Here is a 20579-nt window from a genome sequence, read left to right as displayed (position 1 = left end):
AGGGGAATTGCATCATGGAGATAACGTTAAATGTCATTTTAATCATTATTGCGTTTGGCTTCTTAGCTGCATTTATTGATGCTGTCGTAGGTGGGGGTGGCCTCATATCAATACCAGCACTATTAGCCATTGGAATGCCACCTTCTCTAGCTTTAGGTACGAATAAACTGGCTAGTTCGTTTGGCTCACTTACAAGCGCAATCAAGTTTATACGGTCGGGTAAAGTAGATTTAAACATTGTACTCAAACTTTTTCCATTTGTGTTTATCTTTGCAGCCGGTGGGGCGAGTTTAGCTACATTGTTGCCTGCACAAGTTTTGAAGCCATTAGTGATTATCATATTAACGCTTGTGCTTATTTATACAATATTCAAAAAAGATTGGGGAAATGTGCGCACCTTTTCAAAGCTGACAATTGGTAAAGCCATAATGTTTACATCTTTACTGTTACTAATTGGATTTTATGATGGTTTTTTAGGTGGGGGTACAGGTTCCTTTATGTTATTTGTGTTACTGATGTTTGGCTTTGATTTTTTGAGTGCAGCAGGTAATGCTAAAGTATTAAATTTTGCGTCCAATCTAGGTGCATTGGTTCTTTTTATTATTTTGGGTCAAGTTGATTTTGTATATGGATTAATTATGGCAGCGAGTATGGTGATAGGTTCCTTTGTAGGTGCACAATTTGCCATAAGCAAAGGTGTAGGATACGTCAAAATACTGTTTATCATTGTTACGGCGCTACTCATTTTGAAAAATACGTATGATTATATAATACAATTGTTACAACATTAACATGTATCAGTTCCAATTGATTGATTTCAGTTTTATGACTGTCGTATGATAACAATATAATGAAAATACTATAGGAGGTCATTTCATCATGACACAAATTACTTTTAAAAATAATCCAATTCATTTAACTGGTTCTGAAGTTTCAGAAGGGCAACAAGCGCCTGACTTTAAAGTACTGGATAATGATTTAAATGAAGTTAGTTTAGAAAATTATAAAGGTCAAAAGAAATTAATCAGCGTAGTACCTTCTATTGATACTGGTGTGTGTGATCAACAAACACGTAAATTTAATGAAGAAGCTGCACAAGAAGATGGCGTTGTTCTAACAATTTCTGCCGATTTACCATTTGCTCAAAAGAGATGGTGTGCATCTAATGGTTTAGATAATGTGATTACGTTAAGTGACCATAAAGATTTATCATTCGGACAACAATACGGTGTTGTTATGGAAGAGTTAAGATTATTAGCGCGTTCAGTCTTCGTATTAGATAGTAATGATAAAGTGGTTTATAAAGAATTAGTAAGTGAAGGTACAGACTTCCCTAATTTTGATGCTGCATTAGAAGCATACCGTAACATTTAATATTCAATTTAGATAATAGATATAACGTAAAAGTGTCCATATTTATTTCAATAATGCTATCTAAAGCTAGCGTTGATTATTTTACAGAAATAAACCTGATGGACACTTTTTTATTGGAGAGGATTAGGTATATGAGTGAAGAACAAACAGTGATGGAGAAGCTTTTCAAAACATTAGATGAAAATGCTAAAGCTTTAAATGAGCAAAATGGTCAAAGTTTCATTGAAAATTTAGGACTTGCAATGGAGGATGTATATCGCAATAAACGTGAATTGTTAGAACAAGCAACGTTGCAAGACCGTAGAAAGGCATTTCAATTTGCTTACTTAAGTTTAATGCAAGAGGAATCAATCCAAGCAAATCATCAGATTACGCCTGATTCGATTGGATTAATTCTTGGCTTTTTAGTTCAGAAATTTACTGAGAATAAAAACGAATTACATGTTGTAGATATGGCTAGTGGAGCTGGTCATTTAAGTGCTTCTGTTAATGAGGTGCTTAAAGACACAACAGTGATGCATCATCTAATTGAAGTAGACCCTGTATTATCAAGAGTGAGTGTCCATCTTGCTAATTTCTTGGAGATCCCTTTTGATGTTTACCCTCAAGATGCAATTATGCCATTACCATTAGAAGAAGCGGATATTGTGATTGGTGATTTACCGATTGGCTATTATCCTTTAGATGAGCGAAGCCATGAATTGCAATTAGGCTTTAAAGAGGGGCATAGCTACTCACATTATTTATTAATTGAACAAGCAGTCACTGCCTTAAAACAAACAGGTTTCACATTTTTAGTCGTTCCAAGTAATTTATTTGAAGATGACAATGTAAAACAGTTAGAAAATTTCATTGCAACAGAGACAGAAATGCAAGCATTTTTAAATCTACCTAAGACGTTATTTAAAAATGAAAATGCGCGTAAATCAATATTGATCTTGCAAAAGAAAAAAGTGAATGAAACTAAGCCAGTTGAAGTATTATTAGCAAATATTCCTGATTTTAAAAATCCAAATCAATTCCAAGGATTTATTAGTGAATTGAATTCTTGGATGGAAGAAAATCATCCCAAAAAATAAACTGTGATATTCTTGAATTATGACTGTATTAATGGTTAAATAAATATGGATATTAATTAATAAATTGGAGGACAATATATATGTCTAGTTTAGTTTTAGCGATTAACGCTGGTAGTTCTTCTTTAAAATTCCAACTCATTAGAATGCCTGAAGAAACTATAGTAACAAAAGGTTTAGTAGAACGTATCGGTATTAAAGACTCAATTTTCACAATTGAAGTGAATGGTGAAAAAATTAAAAACGTTAAAGATATCAAAGACCATGAAGAAGCAATCAACATCATGTTAGATAGCTTCAAAGAACACGGTATCATTGATGATATTAACGACATTGCTGGTACTGGACATCGTGTCGTACACGGTGGTGAGTTATTCCCAACTTCTGCATTAGTTACTGACGAAGTTGAAGAAAAAATTGAGTCACTATGTGAATTAGCACCATTGCATAACCCAGCTAACTTAATGGGAATTCGTGCATTCAGAAAATTATTACCAAATATTCCACATGTCGTAGTGTTTGATACTTCATTCCATCAAACAATGCCAGAACAATCATATTTATATAGCTTACCTTACCAATATTATAAAGATTATGGCATTCGTAAATATGGTTTCCACGGCACAAGCCATAAATACGTGTCACAACGTGCAGCCGAAATCATGGATAAACCAATTGAAGAATTACGTATCATCTCTTGCCATATTGGTAATGGTGCTTCAATCGCGGCCATTGATGGCGGCGAATCAATTGATACTTCAATGGGATTCACACCATTAGCAGGTGTAACAATGGGTACACGTTCAGGTAATATTGACCCTGCATTAATTCCATTCATTATGCACAAAACAGGTCAAAGTGCTGAAGAAGTGCTTAATGTATTAAACAAAGAATCAGGTTTATTAGGTATTTCAGGTACTTCAAGTGATTTACGTGACCTTGAAAGTGATGCTGAAGAAGGTAAAGAGCGTGCGCAATTAGCATTAGACGTATTCGCTTCTAGAATCCACAAATACATCGGCTCTTATGCAACAAGAATGCATGGTGTAGATGTAATTGTCTTCACAGCTGGTGTAGGTGAGAACTCTTCAACAGTGCGTGCGAAAGTATTAGAAGGATTAGAGTTCATGGGCATCTATTGGGATCCTAAGAAAAATGAAGCAATTCATGGCGAAGAAGGATTTATTAATTACCCACATTCTCCAGTTAAAGTTATTGTTATTCCAACAAATGAAGAAGTTATGATTGCTAGAGATACAGTTAAATATGGCGAATTATAATCGTTAGGAAGATAAAATCAAAAAGCACAAAATGATTGTTGTTTTAAACATCATTTTTGTGCTTTTTTTATGATTACAAATTCGAATCATTGTTTAAAATGAGTATGAATATGCTCAAGTAATACCATCGACTTCCTACGGTTTAGCTGTATGATATGACAGTAGTAATATTATTTTAGGACTCCAAGAAAATTTTAAGAGGGACTAATGTTGTATTGGTGATAAATAAAAAATGGGATAGAGCATTAAACTCTATCCCATTTTTGATTACATCGATTGTGCTTTAATCTTATGAATATTGTTGTCTAAATTCAGGTGTTGCAACTTCAGGTTGGAAATCTTCAGGAATTTCTTCTGTACGTACAACTAATACATCACATGGTGCATGACGAACGATAGCCTCAGATACAGAACCTACGATGAATCGTTCTACTGCGTTTAAGCCTGAAGTACCACACATAATTAAATCGGCACCTAATTCACTTGCTAATTTCTTAGGGATGATAGCTTTTGGAGAACCAAATTCTAATCGAGTTTCGACATTAGTTACGCCTGCGCGTGTTGCTACTTCTTGGTAACCTTTCAATAATTCTTCAGAGAAACTTTTAGATTTCTCAGTGAATTGTGCATCATATACTTCATAAGAAGAATATGTTCTTGAATCGATAATGTTCACTATAGTTAATTTAGCGTCATTACGTTTAGCTACGTCTACTGCTTTATTGAAAGCCCACTCAGCTTCGTGTGAACCATCAACTGCGATTAAAATGTTTTTGTATGTTAACATCTTAATAACCCCCTTAGCTTTTCTTACTTATATTTTACCACAAATTTCAGAATATTTATTCTTTATATTTTAACAATAATGTGTACTTTTTCTGATTGCGCTTTCATTGGTTTAGCGTTACGATAGTGATGGAGGTGGATGGAATGAAAATTGGTATTCCAAAAGAGATAAAAAATAACGAAAATAGAGTTGGTTTATCACCAAGTGGTGTACATGCATTAGTAGAACAAGGTCATACTGTACTTGTTGAGAAAGATGCTGGATTAGGTTCATTCTTTGAAGATAAAGACTACAAAGATGCAGGTGCTGAAATTGTATCTGAACAATCATCTGTATGGGATGTAGAAATGGTTATCAAAGTTAAAGAACCATTAGAAGAAGAGTATAAATATTTCAAAGAAGACTTAATCTTATTTACATACTTACATCTTGCTAATGAAGAAAAATTAACTCAAGCGTTAGTTGACAACAAAGTCGTAGGTATTGCCTATGAAACGGTTCAATTACCTGACCGTTCATTACCATTATTAACACCAATGAGTGAAGTTGCAGGACGTATGTCTGCACAAGTTGGATCACAATTCCTACAAAAATTTAACGGTGGAATGGGTATTTTACTTGCCGGTGTACCTGGGGTACCAAAAGGTAAAGTAACTATTATCGGTGGCGGTCAAGCTGGTACAAATGCAGCGAAAATCGCATTAGGTTTAGGTGCCAACGTTACTATTTTAGATGTTAATCCTAAACGTTTAGCTGAATTAGATGATTTATTTGATGGCCGTGTGAACACAATCATGTCTAACCCATTAAATATCGAAAATGCTGTTAAAGAAAGTGATTTAGTTATCGGTGCCGTATTAATTCCTGGTGCCAAAGCACCTAACTTGGTAACTGAAGACATGATCAAACAAATGAAAGATGGTTCAGTTATCGTCGACATTGCTATTGACCAAGGTGGTATTTTTGAAACGACTGACAAAATCACAACACATGATGATCCAACATATGTCAAACATGGTGTTGTTCACTATGCTGTTGCTAATATGCCAGGTGCAGTACCACGTACGTCTACAATTGCATTAAATAATGCAACATTACCATATGCGCAATTATTAGCAAGTAAAGGCTTCCGTGAAGCATTTAAAGCTAACCATGCGTTATCATTAGGTTTAAATACTTACAAAGGACATGTTACACACAAAGGTGTAGCTGAAGCCTTTGGTTTAGAATATACTTCTATCGAAGAAGCACTTAAAGAAGATTAATAAACGATTGTAATAAAAATAATCCAGTTGTTTATAGATTATCATAGTCTATAAGTACAACTGGATTTTTTAAATTTTATTTATCGTAATGTGTCAGAATTTCACAACCATCTTCAGTGACTAATATATCATCCTCAATACGAACGCCTGCAACATTCGGTACGTAAATTCCTGGTTCAATCGTAATAACCATTCCAGCTTCAAGTAAATTCGTATTGCTACTTGAAACATCTTGGTATTCATGTTCTTCTAAGCCAAGACCGTGGCCTAATCGATGTGGGAAATACTCACCATATCCAGCGTTACTGATGATATCTCTAGCAATTTGATCGATATCTTGTAAAGGTACACCTGCTTTAATGGCTTTTATAGCGCTTGTTTCCGCTTCTAAAACAATTTTATAAATGGTTTGTGCTTCTTCAGAAGGGGTACCAAATTTAACTGTGCGTGTCATATCACTGCAATAGTGATTGTATATTACACCTAAATCAAATAATACATATTCATCATTGACTAATTTTCGGTCACCTGGTGTTCCATGAGGTGAAGCAGCGTGATCACCAAATAGTACCATTGTGTCGAAACTCATTTCACTCACACCATATTTTTTGATTTCATTTTCAATGTGATTAACAACTTCTCGTTCTGTTATACCAACTTTTAAGAATGCTGTTCCGATTTCAATACACTTATCGGCTAGTTTTGCAGCTTCACGAATATTTTCGATTTCTGAATCATTTTTAATGTTACGTAAATCTTTGATTGTTTGATCAATATCACCATAGTGTTGTACGCCAAAGTTCTGAGTTAATTCACGTTGACGTTTGACAGTTAAATGTTCGCTTTCAATTAATAATTTATTAAATGAGCGTGGTTCAATTTCAAATGGATTCTCAGTGTCCAAATAACCAATGATTTTTCCATCAAACGAAGAACGTTTCACTTCTTCAACTTCCATCTTAGGACAATATAACGTTTGACTTCCATCTGAAGTAATTAAAAGAGCGAATAATCTCTCATGAGGTTCACTTCTATATCCAGTGAAGTAGAATACATTCAGTGGCGTTGTTATCCATGCCGCATCAGCTTTCGCTTGGTTTAATTGTTCAATTATTGTTTCAATTTTACTCATCTAATCATCTCCATTAAGTATTTAGTTTAATTTTACGTCTAATTGAACGATAATTCAAAATGATTTAATAAAGTAATGGTTTATTTCCAGTTTATGTTATAAGTTTTTATAGCTAGGGTATAATACAATTAATCAAGCTATAGGAGGCTATAATTATGAAACTTTCTTTTCATGGTCAATCAACGATTTATTTTGAAGGTAATGGTAAAAAAGTAATTGTAGATCCATTTATTTCAGGTAATGACAAATGTGATTTAGATGAACAAACCTTAGATGTAGATTATATCATCTTAACGCATGGTCATGCTGATCACTTTGGGGATGTAGTAGAATTAGCAAATCGTAATCACGCAACTGTAATAGGCTCTGCTGAGTTACAAGGGTATTTAAGCACTTATTATGGTGTAGAAGACGTGCATGGCATGAATATTGGTGGGAAAGCAACATTTGATTTTGGTAGTGTAAAATACGTACAAGCTTTCCATAGTTCTAGCTTTACGCATGAAAATGGTATACCGGTATATTTAGGAATGCCTATGGGACTCATTCTAGAAGTAGAAGGTAAAACAATTTATCACATGGGTGATACAGGATTATTTAGTGATATGAAGTTAATCGCTGATAGACACCCAGTTGATGTTTGCTTTGTTCCGATTGGCGATAATTTTACAATGGGTATTGATGATGCGAGCTATGCCATCAATGAATTTGTAAAACCAAACATCTCTGTTCCTGTACATTACAATACATTCCCTTTAATTGAACAAGATCCTCAGCAATTTAAAGATGCAGTTCATGAAGGTGAGGTACAAATATTAGAACCTGGTGAATCAGTCACTTTCTAATTTAATCGTAAATGAACTTATAAATTATTTCATAATGCACACAAAATAGGCTGGGACATAGTCATATGTCTCAGCCTATTTATCATTTTGGCAGTAGGTGGCTGATTTGAAAATAGACTTAAATCAAACTTTTTCAAACTTAGCCCTCTTTAACGGCCATACCCCAGCGAAGAGAACTTCACTAAGAAATTCTACAAACAAAGCCGGATGGGGAGGACAACGAATTTTGTTATTTCTGTCCCGCTCCCTAGTAAATTAATTTTTATTTCAAACAGTTTACTAACTATTTTACAATTAATACAGGGATGGTAGCACGTTTTGCTACTTTGTGGCTTACGCTTCCTAGTACGAATTTTTTCTGTGATTCAGCTTTACGGTTACTTAATACAACAATTTCGTATTTACCGCTATTTGCGTGTTTTACTAATTCATCTTTAGGGTTTCCACGTACAATGATTTGATCGTAATCAATGCCATAATCCTCTAAAGTAGTACGTGTTTTTTCTAATAATCGACTACGTTTCTCAGTCAATTCATTAATATGTGTACCAGCTTTAATTGATGCTTGGGCATCTTGCTCACCAATCGCATTTAAAATAGTTACTACAGTATCTGGACCTGCCAATTTTGATACTTCTTTTAACGCTTTCTCATTTTTTAATTGAGTATCTACACCTAATAAAATATTTTTATACATAGGTCATCCCTCCTCACATTCAATTATATATAAAATATTTTAATTTTACCAATGTATATAATTAAAATAATTAAATATTTAATTTACATAACTTGATTTAATATTTAATAAAAAATCAAACTCATTATGCTTATTTAAGACGGATAAATTTGCATTTTCTAAATCGATTTTTTTGGTTTAAAAAGTTATAATAAATACAACACTGTACATTATAAAGAGGTATTTCAATGACTAAACATGAACAAATCATAGCATACATAGAATCATTAAATGTTGGCCAAAAAATTTCTGTCAGGAAAGTTGCCAAAGTAATGAAGGTATCAGAGGGGACAGCATATAGAGCTATTAAAGATGCAGGTCAACTCGGATTAGTAACTACCATAGATAGAGTTGGTACAGTACGTATTGATAAAAAGAACCGAGAAGAAATTGAAAATTTGACGTTCAAAGAAATATTAAAAATAATTGATGGCGATATCATCGGTGGTAAAAATGGATTATCGAAAAGTGTTTCTAAATTTGCGATTGGCGCTATGGAACTTAAAGATGTCGTTAAGTATTTAAGTCATCATACACTTTTAATTGTTGGGAATAGACCAGATGTTCAATTAGAAGCTTTAAAAAGAGGGAGTGGCGTACTGATAACAGGCGGTTTTAAAACCACTCAAAAGATTATTGATTATGCCAATAAACATGATTTACCAATCCTATCTTCAAATTATGATACATTTCTAGTAGCAAATATTATTAATAGAGCGATGTATAACCAAATGATTCGAAAAGAAATTCTAATCGTAGAAGATATCGTAAAGCCGATTAATGATATGACAGTTGTTTTTGATGAGATGGGAATAAAAGATTATAAATCACGTGCAAAAGTAACTGGACATTCTAGATTTCCTGTTGTAGATAAGGATTGGAGATTAGTTGGTATCGTCACGAGTAAAGAAGTTATACAAATGAATGCCGATGATACGATTGCTAAGGTGATGACTAAACGTCCCATCAATGTGGAATTAAACACAACAGTAGCGAGTTGCGCACATATTATGATTTGGGAAGGTATTGAAATATTACCAGTAACACAAAATAAAAAAGCGATAGGTGTCATTACGAGAGATGATGTTTTGAAAGCAATGCAACTGATTGGCAGACAACCCCAAATCGGTGAGACCATTAATGATCAGATAGCAAAACATATCACAATTGCCCAAAATGCTATTTCAGTGGAAGTATCTCCATTATTGACTAATCAGTACGGTACACTCAGTAAAGCCGTCTTCGTTGCAATTATTGAAGAGACAATTAAACACCAATTACGTAAATATAAAAAAGTCGATGTAATGATTGAAAGTTTAAACATTATTTATATTAAAACAGTGCCTATCGAAGCATCTATAAGCGTAGAATACGATATGCTTGATGTTGGACGTAATTTTGCTAAATTAGAAGTCACGATGTTAAGCGGTAATGATAAAGTAGCGAATGCAATGATTATTTGTCAGATGTTCGAAGATATGCAAAATAATTAATTTTAAAAGAAATATTTTTAGAAGGAGATTTTACAATGGTAGAAATTTTTAATGAGATTATGAACAAAATAAAAGAAGCGAATACAATTATTATTCATAGACACGTAAGACCCGATCCAGATGCTTACGGTTCTCAACTTGGATTAAAGTTGTATCTTGAACGTAAGTTTCCTGAAAAAAATATATACGCAACTGGTGAAGGAGAGCCATCTTTATCATTTATAGGAGAGTTAGATACAGTCGAAGATAATGTATACAACGATGCACTCGTCATTGTCTGTGATACAGCTAATGCGCCTCGTATTGATGATCAAAGATACGCTAACGGACAAGCATTAATTAAAATCGATCATCATCCGGCAATCGATCAATATGGGGAAATCAATTATGTTAATACAGAAGCATCATCAACAAGTGAAATTATATTTGATTTTATTACTCATTTTAATGATCTTAGCATTATCGATGAACATGTCGCACGTGTATTATATCTAGGTATAGTGGGTGATACTGGACGTTTCTTATTCAGTAATACATCGACGCACACGATGGAAGTCGCTAGTCAATTATTAGCATTTCCATTTAATCATAATGCTGAGTTAAATAAGATGTCAGAAAAAGATCCTAAATTAATGCCGTTTCAAGGATATATTTTGCAGCATTTTGAGCTTTCAGATTCCCATGAATATTGTCAAATTCGAATTACAAATGATATATTAAAACAATTTAATATCCAACCCAACGAAGCATCTCAATTTGTAAATACTGTAGCAGATATTAGCGGTTTGAAAATATGGATGTTTGGTGTAGACGAAGGGGATCAAATTAGATGCCGCATTCGCTCAAAAGGGATTACTATTAATGATATCGCTAATCAATTTGGTGGTGGAGGACACCCTAATGCGTCCGGAGTATCTGTATACAGTTGGGACGAATTTGAAGACTTAGCGCAAGCATTACGCCAAAAATTATAAAATTTAGAAAGGAAGTCATCAATGGTTGCACACTTAAATCTTCATACAACCTACGATTTATTGAATTCTAGTTTGAGAATTAATGATGTAGTCAAAAAAGCACAACATAACCACTATGATTCGTTAGCAATTACTGACACTAATGTTTTATATGGCTTCCCTAAATTTTATGATGCTTGTATAAAAGCCAATATTAAACCAATTTTTGGAATGACCGTACACGTAACGGATGGTTTATATACAATAGAAACTGTGATTTTGGCGATGAATAATGATGGCCTAAAGTCACTGTACCAACTCTCTTCTGCAATAAAGATGAAACAAAAAGATGTCATCTCTATTGATTGGTTAAAACGCTATGCAAGCAATTTGGCAATTATTTTTAAACAAGCAGATCAATCACATTATGCCATTATTGAGCAATTCAGTGATCACGACTACGTATATATTAATCATTCAAGTGATATAACTTTTTATAACCAATTAAAAATAGTATGGCTTGAAAATGCGCGTTATTTGAATGAAGAAGATGTAGAAACCATACCTGCGCTTGAGGCGATTAAAAACAACTCTAAATTAGATTTAGTTCATGAAACTGAAAGCATGGGAGAACATTTTCCGAATCAAGATGAGATAGCGTCATTAAATGTATCGACAGAAGTGTGGGATAATACACTCGAATTGGCCAATATGTGTAATGCCAATATAGAATATCATCAAAATTTACTACCTAAATTTGATGCGCCATCAGGTGATTCCTCTAAACAGTATTTATGGTCTCAATTACAATCGCGTTTACAGAAGTTTGGATTACATCAAGATGAACGTTATATACAAAGGTTGAATCATGAATATCAGGTGATTACGGAAATGGGCTTTGAAGACTACTTCTTGATTGTAAGTGATTTAATTCATTATGCTAAAACACATGATGTAATGGTTGGACCTGGACGTGGTTCTTCAGCGGGATCGCTAGTAAGCTATTTGTTAGGTATCACAACCATCGATCCTATTAAATTCAACCTACTATTTGAGCGATTTCTAAATCCAGAACGTGTGACAATGCCAGATATTGATATTGATTTTGAAGATACAAGGAGAGACAAGGTCATCCAATATGTACAAGACAAATATGGACACCATCGTGTCTCAGGCATCGTAACCTTTGGGCATCTATTAGCTAGAGCAGTTGCAAGAGATGTGGGCCGTATTATTGGCTTTGATGATACGACATTAAATGAGATTTCTAAATTAATCCCTCATCAACTTGGAATAACATTAGACAAGGCATATGAAGATGAGCGATTTAAACAGTTTGTACATAGAAATCATAGACATGAGAAATGGTTTGAATTAAGTAAAAAATTAGAAGGATTACCCAGACATACTTCTACGCATGCAGCAGGTATTATTATAAATGATCAACCATTATATGACTATGCACCGTTGACATTAGGAGACACAGGTTTACTAACGCAATGGACGATGACAGAAGCAGAGCGCATTGGTTTACTTAAAATTGACTTTTTAGGATTGAGAAATTTATCTATTATTCATCAAATTGTGACTCAAGTGAAAAAAGATTTAAATATCTCTATTGAGATTGAATCTATACCATTTGATGATGACGATGTGTTTAAACTGTTGTCTAGAGGCGATACAACTGGTATTTTCCAACTTGAATCAGATGGCGTAAGAAAAGTTTTGAAAAGATTACAACCTGAACATTTTGAAGATATCGTTGCAGTTACTTCGCTTTATCGACCAGGGCCTATGGAAGAAATTCCTACATATATTTCACGAAGACATAACGAAAGTGAAATTAACTATTTACATCCTGATTTAGCTCCTATACTTAAAAATACGTATGGCGTTATCATCTATCAAGAACAAATTATGCAAATAGCAAGTAAGTTTGCGAGCTTTAGTTATGGTCAGGCAGATATATTACGCCGTGCAATGAGTAAAAAAAATAGAGCTGTCTTAGAAAGTGAAAGACAACACTTTATCGAAGGTGCGATGAAAAATAATTATGATAAAACAATAAGTAAACAAATCTTTGACTTAATACTCAAATTTGCTGATTATGGGTTCCCTAGAGCACATGCAGTAAGCTATTCTAAAATTGCTTACATTATGGCATATTTAAAAGTACATTATCCTAATTATTTTTATGCAAATATCTTAAGTAATGTAGTTGGAAATGAAGCTAAAACCGCTGCTATCATTGACGAAGCTAAAAATCAACATTTAAAAATTTTACCACCTAATATTAATGAAAGTCATTGGTATTATAAGGCTACTCAATCCAATATTTATCTATCTTTAGGTGCCATTAAAGGTGTTGGTTATCAAAGCGTGAAATCAATTGTAGATGAAAGGTATGAAAATGGTAAATATAAAGATTTCTTTGACTTTGCTAGACGCATACCGAATCGCATTAAAACTAAAAGATTACTTGAATCATTAATACTAGTAGGTGCTTTTGATTCATTTGGAAAGACACGTGCAACATTAGTAGGTGCCATTGATCAAGTGTTAGATGAAGTATCAGATGTAGAACAAAATAATTTATTGTTGGACATGTTAACACCAAAGCAATCTTACACTGACAAAGAAGAATTTAGTGATCAAATGATTAGTAATTATGAAATGGAATATCTAGGTTTTTATATCTCTAATCATCCAGTCGAAAAGCAATTCAAACAAAAGCAATATTTAGGGATCTATACACTAAGTAATGTCCTAAACAACAAACCGATATTAATTCAAGTGGATCAAATTAAACAGATAAGAACAAAAAATGGTCAAAATATGGCGTTTTTAGTTCTAAATGATGGCCGTCATGTTATGGATGCAGTTCTGTTTCCCGATAAATTCAAACGTTATGAAACACAATTAAACGAGAAGGAAATGTATATTGTGTGGGGGAAATTTGAGAAGAGGAACCAACAATTGCAACTCATTATAAATCAAATAGATTCTGTTGAGCATTTTGAATCAACAAAAATTAAAGAAGCCGCACAGATAGTTTTAAGAAACATTCAACACATAGAAGCTATAAAACAGCAACTCAATGCAGAACCTAATGGCCAAATGATTCATGTCAATTTATATAACGAACAGACTGGTGAACTTGATTATTTGGGAAGTTTGACTAAAACACCAGATACGATTACAAACTTTATTAAAGGGTTTGAACCGAGTGATATAAGAATTTTATAACTTTTATGTCTAAAAAAATTATGATATAGTAAACTGATGATTTATAAAATAAAGTCATCAGTTTATTTTATGTTAAAAAATTATAAATAAAGCGTATATAAATTCATTATACTGATTAAATTGTCGGTATATTAGCAAATAAATAGGGGTTGATTTAATGTCTTTAAGAGATGATGCATTACAAATGCACAAAGAAAACCAAGGTAAGTTGGAAATAACACCTAATATTAAAGTTACTAATAAAGAAGAGTTAAGTTTAGCCTACTCACCAGGTGTAGCAGAGCCATGTAAAGAAATCCATGAAGATCCAAGAACGGTATACGATTACACAATTAAAAGAAATACCGTAGCGGTCGTTACTGATGGTACCGCGGTACTAGGTTTAGGTAATATAGGCGCATCAGCGAGTATTCCAGTTATGGAAGGTAAAGCTGTTCTATTTAAAAGCTTTGCCGGAATTAACGGTGTACCTATCGCTTTAGATACGAAAGACCCTGAAGAAATTATTAGAACTGTAAAATTAATTTCACCAAACTACGGCGGTATCAATTTAGAAGATATTTCAGCACCTAGATGTTTTGAAATAGAGGATCGTCTTAAAAAAGAAACAAACATTCCAGTATTTCATGATGATCAACATGGTACAGCAATTGTGACGATGGCAGGTTTAATCAATGCGTTAAGAATTGTAGATAAAGACTTATCCGATATCAAAGTTGTGTTAAATGGCGCAGGTGCAGCAGGCATTGCAATAGTTAAATTGTTAGATTCTTATGGTGTTAGAAACATGATCATGTGCGATTCAAGAGGTGCCATTTTCGAAGGTCGTTCGTATGGTATGAATGATACTAAAGATTATGTTGCTAAATTCACTAACAAAGATAAGATTGAAGGATCATTAAATGATGTAATCAAAGATGCTGATGTATTTATAGGTGTTTCAGTTGCTAACTTACTATCTAAAGACATGGTTAAATCAATGGCTGATGACGCAATTATATTTGCAATGGCCAACCCTGATCCAGAAATTAAACCAAATGATGCAAAAGAAGCGGGTGCTAAAGTTGTAGGTACAGGGCGCTCAGATTTCCCAAATCAGATTAATAATGTATTGGCATTCCCGGGTATTTTTAGAGGCGCCTTAGATACTGAATCAACACATATCAATGAAGATATGAAAAAAGCAGCAGTTGAAGCAATTGCGAACTTAATAGAAGCTGATGAACTCAACCCAGATTATTGTATTCCAGGGCCTTTCGATAAAAGAGTGGCACCTTCAGTTGCACGAGAAGTCGCTAAAGCGGCTATGGAAACAGGTGTAGCAAGAATAGAGGTTGATCCACAAGCGGTTTATGATAAAACAATGCAATTAACAGATTTGAAATAACCTAGAAGGGCAACAATTTTTATATAGAAACATAGACATGTATAATTGAGACATTATGATATAACGTATCCATAATGTCTCGCTCATATTTTATGTTCGATATTATTATTTCAGAATGTAAACAATTAATGTTGTATGGTTAGGTGGAGGTTTAAGAATGTTTAAAGACTTTTTTAATCGCAGTAGTAAAAAGCGAAAATATTTAACAGTCCAAGACTCAAAACAAAATGAAGTACCAGCAGGCATTATGACAAAATGTCCTAAATGTAAAAAAATAATGTATACAAAAGAATTAAATGAAAATCTGAATGTATGCTTTAACTGTGATCATCATATTGCATTGCCTGCATATAAGAGAATTGAAGCAATTACTGATGAGAATAGTTTCGTTGAATTCGATAAAGGTATGACATCAGCTAATCCATTAGACTTCCCTGGTTACCAAGAGAAAATTGAAAAAGATCAACAAAAAACAGATTTAAGTGAGGCAGTTGTGACTGGTACTGCCAAATTAGAGGGTATTGAATTTGCTGTTGCAGTTATGGATGCTAGATTTAGAATGGGAAGTATGGGATCCGTTGTTGGTGAAAAAATATGTCGAATTATAGATTACGCTACAGAACATAGACTACCGTTTATTTTATTTTCTGCAAGTGGTGGTGCAAGAATGCAAGAGGGGATTATTTCGTTAATGCAAATGGGTAAAACGAGTGTTTCCTTAAAACGACATTCAGATGCGGGATTACTTTATATTTCATATCTAACGCATCCAACAACTGGTGGTGTTTCTGCAAGCTTTGCTTCTGTTGGTGACATCAATTTAAGTGAGCCTAAAGCATTAATAGGATTTGCTGGTCGACGTGTCATTGAACAAACTATAAATGAGAAACTTCCAGATGATTTCCAAACTGCAGAGTTTCTACTTGAACATGGACAATTAGATAAAGTTGTTCATCGTAAAGAAATGAAAGATACACTTGCCCAGTTATTAAAAATGCACCAAGAGGTGAAAAAAGATGCTTGATTTTGAAAAACCACTTTTTGAAATAAAAAATAAAATTGAATCACTTAAACAATCTCAAGAAAAAAATGATGTCGATTTACAGGATGAAATTGATTTACTTGAGGCATCACTTGAAAGAGAAACTAAAAAAATATATACCAATCTCAAGCCATGGGATAGAGTACAAATTGCACGTCTTCAAGAAAGACCTACAACATTAGATTATATCCCGTATATTTTTGATTCATTTATTGAATTACATGGTGACCGTAATTTTAGAGACGACCCTGCGATGATAGGTGGGATTGGCTATTTGAATGGAACACCTGTCACAGTAATAGGCCAACAACGAGGTAAAGATACTAAGGATAATATTTATCGTAACTTTGGGATGGCTCATCCTGAAGGATATCGTAAAGCCTTAAGATTAATGAAACAAGCTGAGAAATTTAATAGACCTATCTTCACATTTATAGATACTAAAGGTGCCTATCCAGGTAAAGCTGCTGAAGAGCGAGGGCAAAGTGAATCTATTGCTAGAAATTTAGTAGAGATGGCTTCATTAAAAGTACCTGTTATAGCAATTGTCATCGGTGAAGGTGGTAGTGGTGGCGCACTCGGCATTGGCATTGCAAATAGAATTATGATGCTTGAAAATAGTACCTATTCTGTTATTTCTCCAGAAGGGGCCGCAGCACTATTATGGAAAGATAGTTCATTAGCTAAAATGGCTGCCGAAACGATGAAGATCACTGCAAAAGATTTATATCATTTAAAAGTGATAGACAGCGTTATTGATGAACCATTAGGTGGTGCACATAATAATGTAGAGCAACAAGCGGTTGAAATTAAAAAGGCCTTCATTAATCAATTAGAACAATTGCAATCATTAAGTAGTGATGAACTCGTTGAAAATAGATTTACGAAATTTAGAAATATTGGTTCTTTTATTGAAAATTAATAAAGGAATTAATGACTATAATAACTTTCAAATTTAAATATCAATTTACATCAATTCACTGAGCAATGAAAGAACTTATATAATCTATAATGTTCTTGTCATTCTTAAGCGGGTGGGACGAAAAATTCGTATAGAATTTTGTCCCACCTTTTTTCTGTATCATTATAAATTTTCTTTATAAAACGTTTACATCAATTTTATACACCTATATTGATGGAACACTAAAAAAAATTGTGGTAATTTATTATTAAAGAGAAATCTAGTTAGGAAAGGGAATGTCGTCATGAAGAAAATTGCGGTTTTAACTAGTGGTGGAGATTCACCAGGCATGAATGCTGCTGTAAGAGCAGTTGTACGTAAGGCGATTTATAACAACATTGAAGTTTATGGAATTTATCAAGGTTATCAAGGATTGCTAGATGATAATATTCATAAATTAGAATTGGGTTCAGTAGGGGATACAATTCAACGTGGAGGTACTTTCCTTTACTCTGCAAGATGTCCTCAATTTAAAGAGGCAAGTGTAAGACAAAAAGGTATAGAGAATTTACACAAACGTGGTATTGAAGGACTCGTAGTTGTCGGAGGAGACGGTAGTTACCGAGGTGCCCAACGTATTAGTGAAGAAACTAAAGATATTAAGACAATTGGTATCCCAGGTACAATTGATAATGATATTAATGGTACTGACTTCACTATTGGATTTGACACAGCATTAAATACGATTATTGATAGTGTTGATAAGATCAGAGATACTGCTTCAAGTCATGCAAGAACATTTGTTGTTGAAGTTATGGGTCGTGATTGTGGTGATTTAGCACTTTGGGCTGGATTATCAGTAGGTGCTGAAACAATATTAGTTCCAGAAGCGAATACAGACATTAAAGATATCGCTGAAAAGATAGAAAGTGGTATCAAGCGTGGTAAGAAACACTCAATCGTGATGGTAGCTGAAGGAAGTATGAGTGGTCAAGAATGTGCGGATCAATTGATGAAATATATTAATGTTGATGCACGTGTATCTGTATTAGGTCACATTCAACGTGGCGGTAGCCCATCAGGTGCCGATAGAGTATTAGCATCACGTTTAGGTGGTTATGCTGTTGACCTATTAATGCAAGGTCGTTCTGGACAAGGTGTTGGTATCATGAATAATAAATTGACTGCTACACCATTTGATGAAATCTTCAATGGCAACGACCATAAATTTAATACAGATATTTATGAATTAGCGAAAGAGTTATCTATTTAATTTAGGAGGCTTTTTAAAATGAGAAAGACTAAAATTGTATGTACAATTGGACCTGCATCAGAGTCTGAAGAAATGTTAGAAAAATTAATGAAAGCTGGTATGAACGTAGCGCGTTTGAACTTCTCTCATGGTAGTCATGAAGAACATAAAGCACGTATTGATACGATTCGTAAAGTAGCAGATAGATTAGGTAAAACAATCGGTATCTTATTAGATACAAAAGGACCTGAAATTCGTACTCATGACATGAAAGATGGCTTAATTATGCTTGAAAAAGGCAAAGAAGTAATCGTAAGTATGTCACAAGTTGAAGGTACACCTGAAAAATTCTCAGTAACTTATGAAGACTTAATTAATGATGTACAAGTAGGGTCATACATCTTACTTGATGATGGTTTAGTTGAATTACAAGTTAAAGACATCGATAAAACTAAAGGCGAAGTTAAATGTGATATCTTAAACACTGGTGAATTAAAAAATAAAAAAGGTGTTAACTTACCTGGCGTAAAAGTTAATTTACCTGGTATTACTGATAAAGATGCTGACGATATCTTATTTGGTATCAAAGAAGATGTTGATTATATCGCAGCTAGCTTTGTACGTCGTCCTAGTGATGTTTTAGATATTCGTGAAATTTTAGAAAGAGAAAATAATCATAACATTACTATTTTCCCTAAAATTGAAAACCAAGAAGGTATTGATAATATCGAAGAAATATTAGAAGTATCTGACGGTTTAATGGTAGCTCGTGGTGATATGGGTGTTGAAATACCGCCTGAATCAGTACCAATCGTACAAAAAGATTTAATTAGAAAATGTAATAAATTAGGTAAACCAGTTATTACTGCAACACAAATGTTAGATTCAATGCAACGTAATCCACGTGCAACTAGAGCAGAAGCAAGTGACGTTGCCAACGCGATCTATGATGGTACTGACGCTGTGATGCTTTCAGGTGAAACTGCTGCAGGTTTATATCCTGAAGAAGCTGTTAAAACAATGAGAAATATTGCTGTTTCTGCTGAAGCTGCTCAAGATTACAAAAAATTATTATCAGACCGTACTAAATTAGTAGAAACTTCATTAGTTAACGCTATTGGTGTATCAGTTGCACATACTGCATTAAACTTAAATGTTAAAGCGATTGTTGCGGCAACTGAAAGTGGTTCTACAGCTGTAACAATTTCAAAATATCGTCCTCATTCAGATATTATTGCAGTTACACCAAGTGAACATACTGCGCGTCAATTAGCTTTAGTTTGGGGTGCATATCCTGTCATTAAAAAAGGACGTAAAACTACAGATGACTTATTAAATAATGCAGTTGCAACTGCAGTCGAAACGGGTCGCGTTACAAATGGTGACTTAATCATTATCACTGCTGGTGTACCTACTGGTGAAAAAGGTACAACTAACATGATGAAATTACATTTAGTTGGCGATGAAATTGCTAAAGGGCAAGGTGTAGGTCGTGGATCTGTTGTTGGTAAAACAATAGTTGCAAACAGTGCAAACGATTTAGAAGGTGTAGATTTAAGTGAGTCAATTATTGTAACAAACTCTGTAGATGAAACATTAGTACCTTACATTGAACAAGCGGTTGGCTTAATCACAGAAGAAAATGGTATCACTTCACCAAGTGCAATTATTGGTCTTGAAAAAGGTATTCCAACAATTATTGGTGTTGAAAATGCGACTAAAGAATTAAAAGATGGTATCTTAGTAACCGTCGATGCAGCCCAAGGTAAAATCTTTGAAGGGTATGCAAATGTTCTTTAATCTTTGATGA

General features: G+C 33.8%; 17 protein-coding genes. 14 read left to right on the top strand and 3 right to left on the bottom strand.

Features of this window, described 5'->3' with window-relative positions; all coding sequences use genetic code 11:
- Positions 1–14: 14 nt before the first annotated feature.
- The 4 genes from AK212_RS05575 (at position 15) to AK212_RS05560 (ending at position 3730) form a co-directional block, all read left to right on the top strand.
- Positions 15–791, top strand: coding sequence for a sulfite exporter TauE/SafE family protein (locus AK212_RS05575; protein WP_053029627.1), 777 nt, complete (start codon positions 15–17; stop codon positions 789–791).
- Between the two features lie 88 nt (positions 792–879).
- Positions 880–1374, top strand: coding sequence for a thiol peroxidase (tpx, locus tag AK212_RS05570; protein ID WP_053029626.1), 495 nt, complete (start codon positions 880–882; stop codon positions 1372–1374).
- A 131-nt stretch (positions 1375–1505) separates the two neighbouring features.
- Entirely contained in the window at positions 1506–2453 is a 948-nt protein-coding gene (locus tag AK212_RS05565; protein WP_053029625.1) for a class I SAM-dependent methyltransferase, read from the top strand.
- Positions 2454–2533: 80 nt separating this feature from the next.
- Positions 2534–3730 (top strand): acetate kinase, encoded by a 1197-nt coding sequence (locus AK212_RS05560; protein ID WP_053029624.1) that lies wholly within the window; start codon positions 2534–2536, stop codon positions 3728–3730.
- A 289-nt stretch (positions 3731–4019) separates the two neighbouring features.
- On the opposite strand, the gene AK212_RS05555 is transcribed toward AK212_RS05560, so the two are convergent.
- Positions 4020–4517, bottom strand: a complete 498-nt coding sequence (locus AK212_RS05555; protein ID WP_053029623.1) for a universal stress protein — start codon at positions 4515–4517, stop codon at positions 4020–4022.
- A gap of 143 nt (positions 4518–4660) precedes the next feature.
- On the opposite strand from AK212_RS05555, the gene ald reads away from it, so the two are divergent.
- Positions 4661–5782, top strand: coding sequence for an alanine dehydrogenase (gene ald, locus AK212_RS05550; RefSeq protein ID WP_053029622.1), 1122 nt, complete (start codon positions 4661–4663; stop codon positions 5780–5782).
- 76 nt (positions 5783–5858) lie between these two features.
- On the opposite strand, the gene AK212_RS05545 is transcribed toward ald, so the two are convergent.
- Positions 5859–6914 carry a M24 family metallopeptidase gene (locus AK212_RS05545; RefSeq protein WP_053029621.1) on the bottom strand — a complete coding sequence of 352 codons (1056 nt, stop codon included), beginning with the start codon at positions 6912–6914 and terminating at the stop codon, positions 5859–5861.
- Positions 6915–7069: 155 nt separating this feature from the next.
- Here AK212_RS05545 and AK212_RS05540 point away from each other — a divergent pair, with 155 nt between their 5' ends.
- Positions 7070–7759 (top strand): metal-dependent hydrolase, encoded by a 690-nt coding sequence (locus AK212_RS05540; RefSeq protein ID WP_053029620.1) that lies wholly within the window; start codon positions 7070–7072, stop codon positions 7757–7759.
- Between the two features lie 283 nt (positions 7760–8042).
- On the opposite strand, the gene AK212_RS05535 is transcribed toward AK212_RS05540, so the two are convergent.
- The gene (locus AK212_RS05535) at positions 8043–8456 is read right to left on the bottom strand and encodes a universal stress protein (protein ID WP_053029619.1); all 414 of its coding nucleotides are present in this window, start codon (positions 8454–8456) and stop codon (positions 8043–8045) included.
- 227 nt (positions 8457–8683) lie between these two features.
- Between AK212_RS05535 and AK212_RS05530 the strand changes: the two genes are divergently transcribed.
- The 8 genes from AK212_RS05530 (at position 8684) to pyk (ending at position 20569) form a co-directional block, all read left to right on the top strand.
- Positions 8684–9988, top strand: coding sequence for a DRTGG domain-containing protein (locus AK212_RS05530; RefSeq protein ID WP_053029618.1), 1305 nt, complete (start codon positions 8684–8686; stop codon positions 9986–9988).
- A gap of 35 nt (positions 9989–10023) precedes the next feature.
- A complete protein-coding gene (locus AK212_RS05525; RefSeq protein WP_053029617.1) occupies positions 10024–10962 on the top strand; it encodes a DHH family phosphoesterase in 939 nt (312 codons plus the stop codon).
- A gap of 21 nt (positions 10963–10983) precedes the next feature.
- Positions 10984–14187: a DNA polymerase III subunit alpha gene (locus AK212_RS05520; RefSeq protein ID WP_053029616.1), complete on the top strand. Its 3204-nt coding sequence runs from the start codon at positions 10984–10986 to the stop codon at positions 14185–14187.
- Between the two features lie 157 nt (positions 14188–14344).
- Positions 14345–15574, top strand: a complete 1230-nt coding sequence (ystJ, locus tag AK212_RS05515; RefSeq protein ID WP_053029615.1) for an NADP-dependent malic enzyme — start codon at positions 14345–14347, stop codon at positions 15572–15574.
- Between the two features lie 157 nt (positions 15575–15731).
- Positions 15732–16598 (top strand): acetyl-CoA carboxylase, carboxyltransferase subunit beta, encoded by an 867-nt coding sequence (accD, locus tag AK212_RS05510; RefSeq protein ID WP_053029614.1) that lies wholly within the window; start codon positions 15732–15734, stop codon positions 16596–16598.
- Positions 16591–17538, top strand: a complete 948-nt coding sequence (locus AK212_RS05505; RefSeq protein ID WP_053029613.1) for an acetyl-CoA carboxylase carboxyltransferase subunit alpha — start codon at positions 16591–16593, stop codon at positions 17536–17538. The genes accD and AK212_RS05505 overlap by 8 nt, the downstream gene beginning before the upstream one ends.
- Before the next feature lie 283 nt (positions 17539–17821).
- Positions 17822–18790 carry a 6-phosphofructokinase gene (gene pfkA / locus AK212_RS05500; protein WP_053029612.1) on the top strand — a complete coding sequence of 323 codons (969 nt, stop codon included), beginning with the start codon at positions 17822–17824 and terminating at the stop codon, positions 18788–18790.
- An 18-nt stretch (positions 18791–18808) separates the two neighbouring features.
- Positions 18809–20569 carry a pyruvate kinase gene (pyk, locus tag AK212_RS05495; RefSeq protein WP_053029611.1) on the top strand — a complete coding sequence of 587 codons (1761 nt, stop codon included), beginning with the start codon at positions 18809–18811 and terminating at the stop codon, positions 20567–20569.
- The last annotated feature ends 10 nt before the right edge of the window (positions 20570–20579 follow it).

The organism is Staphylococcus borealis, from assembly GCF_001224225.1.
Classification (GTDB): Bacteria; Bacillota; Bacilli; order Staphylococcales; family Staphylococcaceae; genus Staphylococcus; species Staphylococcus borealis.
Note: the sequence above shows the minus strand (reverse complement) of the source record. Positions and strands in the feature narration are given on the sequence as shown.

Excerpts from the sequence above, each read along its gene's own strand:
- AK212_RS05575 (WP_053029627.1), top strand. The coding sequence starts at position 15 with ATGGAGATAACGTTAAATGTCATTTTAATCATTATTGCGTTTGGCTTC.
- tpx (WP_053029626.1), top strand. The coding sequence starts at position 880 with ATGACACAAATTACTTTTAAAAATAATCCAATTCATTTAACTGGTTCT.
- AK212_RS05565 (WP_053029625.1), top strand. The coding sequence starts at position 1,506 with ATGAGTGAAGAACAAACAGTGATGGAGAAGCTTTTCAAAACATTAGAT.
- AK212_RS05560 (WP_053029624.1), top strand. The coding sequence starts at position 2,534 with ATGTCTAGTTTAGTTTTAGCGATTAACGCTGGTAGTTCTTCTTTAAAA.
- AK212_RS05555 (WP_053029623.1), bottom strand. The coding sequence starts at position 4,517 with ATGTTAACATACAAAAACATTTTAATCGCAGTTGATGGTTCACACGAA.
- ald (WP_053029622.1), top strand. The coding sequence starts at position 4,661 with ATGAAAATTGGTATTCCAAAAGAGATAAAAAATAACGAAAATAGAGTT.
- AK212_RS05545 (WP_053029621.1), bottom strand. The coding sequence starts at position 6,914 with ATGAGTAAAATTGAAACAATAATTGAACAATTAAACCAAGCGAAAGCT.
- AK212_RS05540 (WP_053029620.1), top strand. The coding sequence starts at position 7,070 with ATGAAACTTTCTTTTCATGGTCAATCAACGATTTATTTTGAAGGTAAT.
- AK212_RS05535 (WP_053029619.1), bottom strand. The coding sequence starts at position 8,456 with ATGTATAAAAATATTTTATTAGGTGTAGATACTCAATTAAAAAATGAG.
- AK212_RS05530 (WP_053029618.1), top strand. The coding sequence starts at position 8,684 with ATGACTAAACATGAACAAATCATAGCATACATAGAATCATTAAATGTT.
- AK212_RS05525 (WP_053029617.1), top strand. The coding sequence starts at position 10,024 with ATGGTAGAAATTTTTAATGAGATTATGAACAAAATAAAAGAAGCGAAT.
- AK212_RS05520 (WP_053029616.1), top strand. The coding sequence starts at position 10,984 with ATGGTTGCACACTTAAATCTTCATACAACCTACGATTTATTGAATTCT.
- ystJ (WP_053029615.1), top strand. The coding sequence starts at position 14,345 with ATGTCTTTAAGAGATGATGCATTACAAATGCACAAAGAAAACCAAGGT.
- accD (WP_053029614.1), top strand. The coding sequence starts at position 15,732 with ATGTTTAAAGACTTTTTTAATCGCAGTAGTAAAAAGCGAAAATATTTA.
- AK212_RS05505 (WP_053029613.1), top strand. The coding sequence starts at position 16,591 with ATGCTTGATTTTGAAAAACCACTTTTTGAAATAAAAAATAAAATTGAA.
- pfkA (WP_053029612.1), top strand. The coding sequence starts at position 17,822 with ATGAAGAAAATTGCGGTTTTAACTAGTGGTGGAGATTCACCAGGCATG.
- pyk (WP_053029611.1), top strand. The coding sequence starts at position 18,809 with ATGAGAAAGACTAAAATTGTATGTACAATTGGACCTGCATCAGAGTCT.